At 62.3% G+C, this 12,094-nt stretch carries 9 protein-coding genes; 4 read left to right on the top strand and 5 right to left on the bottom strand.

Going from position 1 to position 12,094, the window contains the following annotated elements:
* The first annotated feature begins 116 nt into the window (after positions 1-116).
* The 3 genes from pssA (at position 117) to AB5Z05_RS03605 (ending at position 5,987) form a co-directional block, all read left to right on the top strand.
* Positions 117-1,466 carry a CDP-diacylglycerol--serine O-phosphatidyltransferase gene (pssA, locus tag AB5Z05_RS03615; protein WP_021230775.1) on the top strand — a complete coding sequence of 450 codons (1,350 nt, stop codon included), beginning with the start codon at positions 117-119 and terminating at the stop codon, positions 1,464-1,466.
* A 190-nt stretch (positions 1,467-1,656) separates the two neighbouring features.
* Positions 1,657-3,726 carry an ATP-dependent DNA helicase RecG gene (recG, locus tag AB5Z05_RS03610; RefSeq protein ID WP_368150119.1) on the top strand — a complete coding sequence of 690 codons (2,070 nt, stop codon included), beginning with the start codon at positions 1,657-1,659 and terminating at the stop codon, positions 3,724-3,726.
* A 143-nt stretch (positions 3,727-3,869) separates the two neighbouring features.
* Positions 3,870-5,987 (top strand): AsmA-like C-terminal region-containing protein, encoded by a 2,118-nt coding sequence (locus AB5Z05_RS03605; protein WP_368150118.1) that lies wholly within the window; start codon positions 3,870-3,872, stop codon positions 5,985-5,987.
* Between the two features lie 54 nt (positions 5,988-6,041).
* On the opposite strand, the gene AB5Z05_RS03600 is transcribed toward AB5Z05_RS03605, so the two are convergent.
* Positions 6,042-6,950 (bottom strand): bifunctional GNAT family N-acetyltransferase/hotdog fold thioesterase, encoded by a 909-nt coding sequence (locus tag AB5Z05_RS03600; protein ID WP_042081677.1) that lies wholly within the window; start codon positions 6,948-6,950, stop codon positions 6,042-6,044.
* A 51-nt stretch (positions 6,951-7,001) separates the two neighbouring features.
* Between AB5Z05_RS03600 and AB5Z05_RS03595 the strand changes: the two genes are divergently transcribed.
* Complete coding sequence (locus tag AB5Z05_RS03595; RefSeq protein WP_368150131.1) at positions 7,002-7,682, top strand: spermidine synthase; 681 nt, start codon at positions 7,002-7,004, stop codon at positions 7,680-7,682.
* Here AB5Z05_RS03595 and dtd read toward each other — a convergent pair.
* The 4 genes from dtd to AB5Z05_RS03575 form a co-directional block, all read right to left on the bottom strand.
* A complete protein-coding gene (dtd, locus tag AB5Z05_RS03590) occupies positions 7,671-8,108 on the bottom strand; it encodes a D-aminoacyl-tRNA deacylase (protein WP_368150117.1) in 438 nt (145 codons plus the stop codon). The genes AB5Z05_RS03595 and dtd overlap by 12 nt on opposite strands.
* An 86-nt stretch (positions 8,109-8,194) precedes the next feature.
* Positions 8,195-9,067: a virulence factor BrkB family protein gene (locus tag AB5Z05_RS03585; protein ID WP_005340664.1), complete on the bottom strand. Its 873-nt coding sequence runs from the start codon at positions 9,065-9,067 to the stop codon at positions 8,195-8,197.
* A gap of 176 nt (positions 9,068-9,243) precedes the next feature.
* Complete coding sequence (locus tag AB5Z05_RS03580) at positions 9,244-10,485, bottom strand: malic enzyme-like NAD(P)-binding protein (protein WP_368150116.1); 1,242 nt, start codon at positions 10,483-10,485, stop codon at positions 9,244-9,246.
* Between the two features lie 254 nt (positions 10,486-10,739).
* On the bottom strand, positions 10,740-11,966 hold the full coding sequence (locus tag AB5Z05_RS03575) for an aromatic amino acid transporter (protein ID WP_159162701.1): 1,227 nt from the start codon (positions 11,964-11,966) through the stop codon (positions 10,740-10,742).
* Positions 11,967-12,094 lie beyond the last annotated feature (128 nt).

Genomic DNA, 12,094 nt, shown 5'->3' with positions numbered 1-12,094 from the left:
TGAGGCCTTTTTCATCTTTCTGATGATTCTTTCTTTGGCTGAGAGGGCGAGATTGCTAGAATCGCCTATTCATCGCTCCGAGTGGAACGCTTAACCCCGTGATTTCAGGTTTATCTATGCATTCATCGGCCCATTATCGACAACTGCTGGCGCGCCTGCCCCAGATCGCCGTCGCAGCGGATCAGTTTGAAGTGCTCTACAGCGCCCAGGATTTCAAACGCCGCATTCTTGCGCTTATCGCCAGTGCCACCCGGCGCATCTATCTGGTCGCGCTCTATCTGCAGGATGACGAAGCAGGCCGGGAGATCCTCTCCGCCCTCTACGCCGCCAAGCAGCGCAATCCGGCCCTCGACATCAAGCTGTTCGTCGACTTCCACCGTGCCCAGCGCGGCCTGATCGGCAAAGGCAAGCAGGGCGGCAACCACCTGATGTATCAGGCCATGGCTGCCGAACACGAGCACCAGATCGAAATCTACGGCGTGCCGGTCAAAGGGCGCGAGCTGCTCGGCGTGCTCCACCTCAAGGGCTTCATCTTTGATGATGTGGTGCTCTACTCCGGTGCCAGCCTCAACGACATCTACCTGCATCAGCAGGATCGCTACCGCTTCGATCGCTATCACCAGATCACCAGCCCGGAGCTGGCCCGCAGCATGGTCAACTATGTGGACGACCTGTTCGTGAAGAGCGACGCGGTGCAGCGACTGGATCACAGCGATATCCCCAGCGCCAAACAGCTGAAGGGGCCGATCCGCCGCTTCAAGCAGAGCCTGCGCCAGAGCCAGTACCGCTTCAGCACCATGCCGGTCAACACTCAGGAGGTGGCCGTCACCCCCATGGTGGGTCTGGGCAAGCGCAACAATCAGCTCAACCTGATGATCCGCAATCTGGTGCGTGCCACCGAGCGGGAGATCTTTATCTGTACCCCTTACTTCAACCCGCCCAAGGAGTTGAGCAAGGATATCGAGGATCTGCTGCAGCGCGGTTGCAAAGTCACCATCGTAGTGGGCGACAAGACCGCCAACGACTTCTTCATTCCGCCGGAAGAGAAGTTCTCCACCATCGGTGGCCTGCCCTATCTCTACGAAACCAACCTGCGCAAGTTTGCCGAGCGCAACCAGCGCCACATCGACGACGGTCGCCTCAACCTGATGCTCTGGTGTTGCGAGCGCAACTCCTACCATCTCAAGGGGATCTTCGTGGATGACGAGTGGGCCCTGCTCACCGGCAACAACCTCAACCCCCGCGCCTGGGCGCTGGATCTGGAGAACGGCCTGCTGGTACACGATCGTCGCCACCTGCTGCGTCCCCAGTTCAACGCGGAGCGGGAGAACATCCTGACCAACACCAAGCGGATCAGCCACTTTGATCAGGTTGAGCAGATTCAGGACTACCCGGAACAGGTGCGCAAGCTGCTGGGACGGATCCACAGGGTCAAGGCCCACCTGCTGCTCAAACGCATCATCTGACTCCGGGCGCCATGCGCCCGCACCTTGCCTGTTGGCAGCCGCACAAAGGCCTCCCGTTTTCGGCAGGCCTTGGTTATATCCGCCGTTTCCCCCACTTTGACGGCCCAGCCAGCAGCAACTCGGCTTGCATCGGCCCCTCAACAACCCCTATCATCTGGACATATTTACAGTGTTTTCGGGCATCTAATTGATGAAATTGGATAAAATTCCTCTCGATAGCCTCAAGGGTGTCGGCAGCAAGATGCTGGAGAAGCTCGAGCGGCTGGGGCTGGCCACGGTACAGGATCTGCTGTTCCACCTCCCCCTGCGCTACGAGGACCGTACCCAGGTGTGGCCCATCGGCGATCTGCCGCCCGGCCTGCACGGCGCCGTCGAGGGCGAAATCCAGGACACTCAGCTGGTGATGGGGCGCCGCCGCATGATGGTCTGTCGCATCAGCGATGGCACCGGCACCCTCACCTTGCGCTTCTTCAACTTCACCGCCGCCCAGAAAAACAGTCTGGCGGCGGGCCGCCTGATCCGCTGCTTTGGCGAGGTGCGTCCCGGCAAATACGGGCTGGAGATGGCCCACCCCGAGTACAAGCTGCTCGGCGAGGAGCAGGCCGGTCAGACCGAAGAGGCGCTCACCCCCGTCTACCCGACTACCGAAGGGCTACGCCAGCTCACCCTGCGCAACCTCACCGATCAGGCGCTGGCCCAGCTCGACCTCTATGGCGTGGAGGAGCTGCTGCCCGCCGGCCTCTATCCCCACCAGATTGAACTGGCCGCCGCCCTGAAACTGCTGCATCGCCCGCCCCCATCGGTAGCGCTGCCGCTGCTGGAAAGCGGCCAACATCCGGCCCAGCAGCGACTGGTACTGGAGGAGCTGCTGGCGCACAACCTCTCGGTACTCAAGGTGCGCGCTCAGGCGCAAACCCAGCTGGCCCGCGCCCTCAAACCGGCGCCCGCGCTGGTTGAACAACTGCTCGGCGCCCTGCCGTTCAAGCCCACCGGCGCCCAGAGCCGGGTAGTGGCCGAGATAAGCAAGGATCTGCAACAGAGCCACCCCATGATGCGGCTGGTGCAGGGTGACGTGGGTTCCGGCAAGACGCTGGTCGCGGCGCTGGCCGCCCTGCAGGCTATCGGCAATGGCTGTCAGGTGGGCTTGATGGCACCGACCGAGCTGCTGGCGGAACAGCACGCCATCAACTTCGCCAAGTGGCTGGAACCGCTCGGCATCGGAGTCGGCTGGCTGGCGGGCAAACAGAAAGGCAAGGCGCGGGAAGAGTCGCTGGCCGCTATCGCCGATGGCAGCGTCAAGATGGTGGTGGGCACCCACGCCATCTTTCAGGAGCAGGTGGTGTTCCAGCGCCTCGCCTTGGTCATCATCGATGAACAGCACAGATTCGGGGTGCATCAGCGCCTCGCCCTGCGGGAAAAAGGGGAGCGGGAAGGGGTACATCCCCATCAGCTGATCATGACCGCCACCCCGATCCCCCGCACCCTGGCGATGACCGCCTATGCCGACCTCGACACCTCGGTCATCGACGAACTGCCGCCGGGCCGAACCCCCATCACCACGGTGGCGCTGCCCGACAGCCGTCGCGGCGACGTGATCGAGCGGGTCAAACTCGCCTGCACCGAGGGCAAGCAGGCCTACTGGGTCTGCACCCTGATCGAGGAGTCGGAGGTGCTGGAGTGCCAAGCCGCCGAGGATACCGCCGCCGAACTGCAGACCCTGCTGCCCGGCCTGCACATCGGGCTGGTGCACGGCCGGATGCGTCCGGTGGAGAAACAGCGGGTGATGGAGGAGTTCAAGGCGGGCATACTGCAACTGCTGGTCGCCACCACCGTCATCGAGGTGGGGGTGGATGTGCCCAACGCCAGCCTGATGATCATCGAGAACCCGGAGCGACTGGGACTGGCGCAGTTGCACCAGCTGCGCGGTCGGGTTGGCCGTGGTGCGGTAGCCTCTCACTGCGTGCTGCTCTATCATGCCCCCTTGTCCAAGACGGCCCAGAGCCGGCTCGGGGTGCTGCGGGAGACCAACGATGGCTTCCTCATCGCCCAGCGCGATCTGGAACTGCGCGGCCCGGGGGAACTGCTCGGCACCCGCCAGACCGGTCTGGCCGATCTCAAGATCGCCGATCTGGTGCGGGATCAGCCGCTTATTCCGCAGGTGCAAAAAATGGCGCGCTTCCTCATGGATAGGCACCCAAGCCATGTCGAACCCTTGATTCGCCGTTGGCTCGGCTTACGGGATCACTATTCCAATGCCTGATCGAAGTAGATGCAGAAGATGGGCACATGTCCTTATGGATAGGCATCCGAGTCATGTCGAACCCTTGATACGGCGCTGGCTCGGTCTGCGAGGCCACTACTCAAACGCCTGACAACACATCCCAAAACAGGAGGAAAGCAACCATGAATTCCTGGCTACGCGGCCTGCTCTACACCTTCGCCTTCCTGCTGCTGTTTGTCTGGGTTGCCCTCGGCCTGTTCGACGCCGAGCGCGCCAAAGGCCCCATCGCCAGCTGGATCAGCCAGCAGACCGGCGTGCCGGTCACCATAGGGCGACTGGTGTTCAACCCGCTCCACCCCTACACCCTGCTGGCGGAGCAGGTGCACTACGGCGATGCGGTCTCCCTCGACAAGATCTATCTGGAGATCGAGAGCATCGACTGGCTGAGCCGCGACGTGCGCATCGCCCATCTCGATCTCATTCGTCCCGCCATCAAGCTGCCGCTGCCCAACCAACTGCCGAACCTGCCGGTGCACTCCCTCACCATCAGTGACAGCACCATAGACCGGCTCAGTCTGGAGAGCCCCGAGCTGACCCTGCGCGGCCTCAATGCCACCCTGAGCGACTGGGAGCTGATCGATCCGAAACGGCAACCACAGGCCAACCTGAGCCTCAATATCGGCCAGCTGGAGACTCCGCAGTTCACCTTCGCCCGTCTCAGCCTGCAAGGACGGCTGGAGGGGGAAGTGCTGCGCACCGACAAGCTGGTGACCAACCTGTTTGAAGGTCTGCTGGCGACCGGCATGGTGCTGGACTGGCCCGCCCGCACCCTGCAACTGCACGATCTCAAGGCGCGCGGCATGCGGGTGGAGCTGGGCGATCTGACACAACAAGGCTTCCCGCAGCGCTTCCCGTTGCAAAGCGTGTCGCTGGATCGCGGTCAGTTGGACGGCGTCAGCCTCAACGACATCAATCAGGAGCTCTCCTTCAACAACTTCAGCGGCCAGCTCACCGCCTTCAACTGGCAGGCGGGCAGCCAGCCCACCGGCTATCTGAGCGGCACCCTGGGCGACATGGGGCGCGGCCTGTTCCAGCTGGAGGAGATCAAGGGCAAGCTCGCCTTCTCACCCCAGCAGATCGACGGAGAACTGCAGGGCAAGGCCTATGAAGGGGAGTTCAATGTCGAGCTCTCCCTCGATACCCAGCAGCAGAAGCTGACCCTGAAAGACGTGGCGCTGAGCGGCATGGATATCAGCCTGCCGCAAGGGTGGTGGCAGGATTGGCAGAGCTGGCGCCCGCAGCAGGTGGATATCCGCAAGCTGGCGTTCGACAAGCTCAAGGTGCTCTCCTTCGACGATACCCTGCCCCTATCGCTGACCGGCTGGCAGCTCTATCTGAGCGATCTCGCCCTGCGCGATAACCAACCCGGCCCGCTGCTCGGCCGTGCCCGTATCGAGAGCAAGTGGTTCGAGCTGGTGTGGGATGGCCTCAGCGCCCGCAACGGCGAGCTGGATGGGGAGCTGACCCCCAGCTCCTGGCAACTGGGTAAACTTACCAGCTCGCTACCGGATGAGGGCACTCTAAGCCTGAGTGGCCAGTGGGGCCGCGAACCGGGCCAGAGCAGCCGCCTCCAACTGCAGACGACCAAGCTGGATCTGCAGCAATGGGGCAAGATATTCCACTCCCCTGTCTCCTTCGCTGGCAAAGCGGACGTGAGCGCCGACCTGCAAGCCGAACACGGCAAAACGGCGGGCGAGTGGCGCCAGACCCTGCAAGGCAGCTTTGCCCTCGATGCCGACGAGCCGTTCTGGGACAAGGTGAAGATAGATCCACTGCTGGATGAGTGGTTCAAGGGCGCGACCCCGCCCACCCTGACGCCGGATCAGCTGTGGCAGGCGATGCAGGAGGGCGACACCCCCTTCTACCGCATCAAGCTGCAGGGCAAGATCGACAAGGGGCAACTACAAGTCGAGCAGGCTGGCGCCTCCACCATCACTCATCTGCTGGCGCTGCAAGGGGGGATCGATCTGGTCAACGAGCAGTGGCAGCTGGATCTGGGGATCCTCAACGGCAACCGCTGCGCCGAGCTGCTCGGCCAGTGGCGCGGGCCGCTGACGGAACCCACACTGGCCTGGAGCTTCCCGCAGAAGCAGGACGCCTGCGGCTGGGAAGTGGGAGTACGCTATCCGCCGCAAGGCAACAGCGCCCCGCTCTGGCGACCGGCTCCCGCACCGAAAGCCCAAAACCAGGCACAAGTGCAGACCCAAGCCGGGCAGACAAGCGACAGCCTGCAAGGGTAAAAACAGACAAGGCCTCATGATGAGGCCTTGTTGTTTGATGGGGAAACGGCGCGGTTACTGGCCCGGACGGCGGGGCGGCTGCACCACGTAGTGACCGCAGAACTCCGCCGCCAGCTTGCTGCCGCTGAACAGCTGGATCTTGAGGCTGAAGGTGGCAGGCTCGCCCCGTTTGAGCGGCTGCAGCACGGCGGGCATCCCCTCGCGGGCCACTCGCGCCTCCGGCTCCTCATCGACCGGGCCATGATATTTGATGGTGCTCTCGGCCAGCACCGGCTCGCCCACCAGCCCCTCTTCCTTGAGTTGCAGCCAGATCAGCCCCCAGCCCGCCAGCACGCATTGGCTGTAGACACTGCCGGCGAACATGCTGCCATGCACGTTGAAGTTGGCCGCCAGATTGGCCTTGAGGTGGAAAGTCTGGCCATCGTAGTGGCTGATGTGCATCCCCATCTTCTCGCTGATGGGCACCCCGCGTGACCAGCGGGTGGTGAGATCCTGACACCACTCCGGCCGGTACTGGATAGTCTGCAACGGGCTCAGGGATTTGATCATCTGGCGATGGGGAATCCGGCCAAAGGAGACGGGGCCGCCCCCCACTTCGAGAAAGCCGCACTTGCGATAGAACTCCACCGCTTCCTGACGGGCGTTCATCACCAGCCGTTTCACCTTCTCGCTGCGGGCCAGCTCCTCGAGATCCTCCACCATTTTGGCGCCCAGCCCCTGGCCGCGATATTCGGGACGCAGCGCCATAAAGCGGATCTGCGCCTCGTCACCGCCGATAAAGAGGCGGCCCACCGCGATGGGGGTACCATCGGGTGCCAGCATCAGCCGGTGAATGGCGACCGTGTCGTATTCGTCCCGCTCGGAACCGACGGGCAGATTGAAGGGCTTACGCAGAAGTTCCCAGCGCAACTGGTAGTAGGCATCCAGCTCGGCGACTGTCTGAGGGGTGACTACCCGGTACATAGTTTCATCCTTGAGTTACACTGGTCGGAAACCATCTTGCCGTGCAAATTCATGGACTTCAATCTGCAAGCGTACCAAGCCGATCACTTGTTGCACCTCAGCGTCAAACCCCAGCGCCGCCTCACGGTACAGGAAAATGACCAGCACCGCTGGCTGGAGATAGACGGCGTGGTGCAATCCGCCATGTTGCTCGCCGACCCCGCGACCCTCTGTCTGCCCCATCAACGTGTCATCGCCTGCCTGCTGCCGGAGCGGGCTGAGCAGATCCTCGAACTGGGTCTGGGTGGCGGCGATCTCACCCGCCATCTGAGTCAGCGCTGGCCCTCGGCCCGCCACGAGTGCGTTGACCTCGACGAAGAGGTGCTGACCGTTTATCAGCAGTTTTTCCAGCATCAGGAGAGCGATGAACGCGCCGCTCCGGCACTCCATCAGGCCGATGCCCTCGCCTTTCTCGAGCAGAGCAAGCAGCAGTACGACCTCATCCTGCTCGATCTCTTCAGTCAGGATGGCAACCCGCTGCTGCTGTTTCAGGAGCGGCTCTACCGGGCGCTGGCTCCCCGCCTCTGCGGCACGCTGGTGATCAACCTGCTGCCACGCACCGCGCTTGAGCTAACCCACGCCCTGACGCTGATCGAACAGTGGATTGGCCCGGCAACCCCCTATCCGGTAGCGGGGCTCATCAACGTGATCGTCCACGTCACACCGCGGGACGAAACATCCTCAGACCTGTAGCCAGAAGGTCGTCGGCCCCTCGTTGACCAGCGCCACCTTCATGTCGGCGGCAAAACGGCCGGTTTCGGTCGGGATGCCGCTGGCTGAAGCCTTGGCCACGAAGTAGTCATAGAGCCGCTCGGCCTCGCTCGGGTGGGCGCCGCAGGAGAAGCTCGGGCGCATCCCGCTCTTGGTATCGGCCGCCAGGGTAAACTGGGAGACCACCAGCAGGCTGCCGCCGATCTGACCGACATTGAGGTTCATCTTGCCATTCTCGTCACTGAATACCCGATAGCCGCTCACCTTGTGCAGCAGTTTGTCGGCCTTGGCCTCGTCATCCCCCTGCTCTACCCCGAGCAGTACCAGCAATCCCTGACCGATGGCGCCGGTCACCTCCCCCTCGACAGTCACGCTGGCCTCGCTGACCCGCTGAATCAGTGCAATCACATCCCTCTCCTTTGAAAACAGAACGACCGCCCCCTCACAGGGGCGGTCGTCGATGCTACCAATAAACCGGTGGGCAAGGCGATGGCTTAGCCAAGCTCCTCACTCGCCGGTTTCTCGTATTCGCCGAGGCAGGCTGTTGTCTCCGCACCGAGTAGCACCACCAGCCAGCTGAGATAGACCCAGACAAACAGGATCGGAATGGTGGCCAGCGCACCGTAGATGGCCTGATAGGAGGGGAAGTTGGTGATGTAGATGGCAAAACCGCGCTTGGCCAGCTCGAACAGGGTCGCCGCTACCAGCGCACCGATAAAGGCGTGGATCAGCCGCACCTTGCAGTTCGGCACCACGGTATAGACCAGCAGGAAGGTGAGCACCGAGAAGAGGAACGGCAAGCCGCGCAACAGCAGATAACCGATACCGAACAGGCTCTCGGCGCCAAACAGCCGCAGCGAGAAGATGTAAGAGGAGATGGCGATACTGGCCCCGATAAGCACAGGCCCCAGGGTCAGGATCATCCAGTACATGGCAAAGGCCTGCGCCAGCGGGCGGCCCTGGGTCGAGCGCCAGATGTAGTTGAGGTTCTTGTCGATGGCGGAGATCAGCATCAGCGCCACCACCACCAGCGCCCCTATCCCCACAGCCGTGGTGTTGGTTGCATTGGCGACGAAGCCGTCGATGTACTCCTTGAGCATATCGCCCGCGGTCGGCACGAAGTTGTGGTAGACGAACTGCTCCATCGCCTGTTTGAGGCTCTGGAACACCGGGAAGGCGGACATCATGCCAAACACCACGGCGATCATCGGCACCAGCGAAAGCAGGGTGACATAGGCCAGATAACCGGCGGTAACCGTCAATCTGTCCTGCTGGAAACGGCCCCAGACAAACTGGGCAAAGTGGCGACCATCATGGCGCAAGAAGGAGAGGGCGTGGGCCAAACGGCCGCTGACAGGCTGCTGCATCTTGATTCTCGTTAGCGTCATAGTGGCAATATTGTGTCAGAGGAGAGCGCTGTTTGACCACCTTTGAACCCGATTTGCCTCCATCAGCCCCAACCTGTCACCCGACTGGCGTCTCTGGCTGTCGTCAGAAGCACAAATAAAAACGGCCCCGCTATGGGGCCGTTTGCAATGCCTGATTACAGCATGTAGTCCGCGGGCAGCTCGATGCGGGCAACGCCGGAGGCAACCGCCGCCAGCGCCACGGCGCGGGCAACCCGCGGCTGCAGACGGGCATCCATCGGCTTGGGAATGACGTAATCCTTGCCGAAGGCGAGCTCGTTGACCCCGGCGGCGGTCAGCACCTCGGCCGGCACCGGCTCCTTGGCCAGCGCGCGGATTGCCTCGACCGCAGCAATCTTCATGGCATCGTTGATGCGGCTGGCACGGGCGTCGAGGGCACCGCGGAAGATGAAGGGGAAGCAGAGCACGTTGTTGATCTGGTTCGGGTAGTCGGAGCGGCCGGTACCCATGATAAGGTCGCTGCGTACGGCGTGGGCCAGCGCAGGCTTGATCTCCGGGTCCGGGTTGGAGCAGGCGAAGATCACCGGGTTGGGCGCCATCAGGGCGACCGCTTCGGCGGGCAACACATCGGGGCCGGAGACGCCGACAAACACATCAGCCCCTTCGATGACATCCATCAGGGTGCGCAGCGGGGTCTCGTTGGCGAAGCGCTGCTTGTACTTGTTGAGATCGCTGCGGCCGGTGTGAATCACCCCCTGACGATCCAGCATGAAGATGTTGTGCGCCCTGGCACCACACTTGATCAGCAGGTCCATGCAGGCGGTGGCGGCAGCCCCCGCCCCCATGCAGACGATGCGGCTGTCACTGATCTGCTTGCCCTGCACTTCCAGCGCATTGAGCAGACCGGCGGCGGTGACGATAGCGGTACCGTGCTGGTCATCGTGGAACACCGGAATATCGCAGCGCGCGATCAGCGCCTCTTCAATCTCGAAACACTCAGGCGCCTTGATATCTTCCAGATTGATGCCACCGAAGGTATCGGCGATGGCCGCCACCGTGTCGATAAACTGCTGGCTGGTCTCGTGCTTCACCTCAATGTCGATGGCGTCGATGCCGGCAAAGCGCTTGAACAGCAAGGCCTTGCCCTCCATCACCGGCTTGGAGGCCAGCGGCCCCAGATTGCCCAGACCCAGAATGGCGGTGCCGTTGGAGATGACGGCCACCAGATTGCCCTTGCCGGTATAGCGGTAGGCATCGGCCGGGTTGGCAGCGATCTCGCGCACCGGCTCGGCAACACCCGGGCTGTAGGCCAGCGCCAGATCGCGGGCGGTTTCGGCAGGCTTGGTCAGGGCGATGGCAATTTTGCCCGGTACGGGCTGGGCGTGGTAATCGAGTGCTTCTTGACGCAGATCGGACATGGGGGACCCCGATGTGGTTGGTGCAAATGAGGTGCCGACAGGGGGCACGCAGAAGGGCGGGGATCATAAAAGAAAGCGGTGGGCATGCCCAGCAGATCATGCTGCCATCAGCCAGATCAGACCAGTTATTTCAGCACCTTACCCCACCCACACCTACCACTTTAGTTATAGATTCTGCCGCATGGGATAAAAATGGAGCAAAAAGGGCGGCAAGTTGGCCTTGCCACCCTTTCTGCCAGTGCTGTAGACCTGACTCAGTTGCCCAGATAGACCGGCAACAGATCTGCCATCGACAGGAAGTGGAACAGCGCGGTCGCCAATCCGAACAGGATCAGCAGCCAGGCCATCAGCTTGCCGCCTGGGGTGACGAAATGGGGGGTGACTTCGCCCCGCTCGGCCCGCGCCCGGGTGCGCAGCACCAGCAGTGCCGGGATGATGCAGGTCCAGATGGTGGCGGCGGCACCGGCATAGCCGATGGCCAGCAGGAAGCCGAACGGGAAGAGCAGGGAGAGCACCAACGGCGGCAGGAAGGTGACCGCCCAGGTCTTGCAGCGACCGGCGCGGCTGTTGTCGAACTTGAACAGATCAGCCAGATAGTCGAACACCCCGAGCCCCACCCCGATAAAGGAGGAGAGGATCGCCGCCATGGAGAAGCCGTTGATTGCGCTAGCCACCTTCTCCGATTCGATCACCCCTGAAAGCGCGGAGAGCAGCACACTCACATCGCCCCCCTTGGCAATCACCGGAGCAAAATCCTGACGGGGCAGGTTGCCGAAGATCCCCAACAGCCAGAGCACGTAGAGCGCCAGCGCGATCAGGGTTCCCCCCAGAATGGCCCATCTGGCCTGCTGCTCGTTCTGGTAGTAGGCACGCAGAGAGGCCACCGAGTGGTGATAGCCGAACGAGGTGAGCGCCACCGGCAGCATCGCCATGGCATAGGGGGCGTAGCGACTCTCGCTGCCCGCCAGATCGAGCAGGGTCGGCAGCTTGATACTGCCGAGCAGCCCGGCCACACCGAGGGCGAAACTGAGGATCATGAAGGCGATCAGCACCACAGAGATGCGGTCAACGGCGCGGGTCGAGTGCCACACCACCGCAGAGAAGAGCGCCACAAACAGCACGGATGCAAGCTTGCTGTCGATCCCCAGTATCCCCTGCAGGATGGCACCGGAGGAGGTGATATAGGCGTAGAGCAGAATGCCGCCAACAAAGTAGACCGAGAGGTTGTTGAGGAGATTGAGCTTCTCCCCCAGCAGCTCGCGAGTCACAGTATTGAAGGAGACCCGCATGTCGTGGTGCTGGAAGGATTCCAGCAGCATCCAGCCGGAGAGGGTCATCATCACCATGGTGACGGTCAGCGCCAGCACCGACCAGAGGGTCCAGGCCCCCGCCCCCGAACTCGGCAGACCGAGCATGCCGGCTCCCACGCAGACGCTGGCAATGATGCAGGCGCCCCCCAAAATTGACGGTTTTTTCTTCATAATCCCTTCTTTTTCTGACTGATTATCTATCCGCGGTAAACAAGACCGCGGCATGATGCCAGCCTTTGCCATGAGACGCCTACCACTATCTGCCATAACCGGGCATGGCCGCCGCATAAAAAATGCCC

The sequence above is a fragment of the Aeromonas sp. R2-4 genome (genome assembly GCF_040908365.1).
GTDB lineage: Bacteria > Pseudomonadota > Gammaproteobacteria > Enterobacterales > Aeromonadaceae > Aeromonas > Aeromonas veronii.
This window is presented reverse-complemented; position numbering and strand designations above follow the sequence as displayed.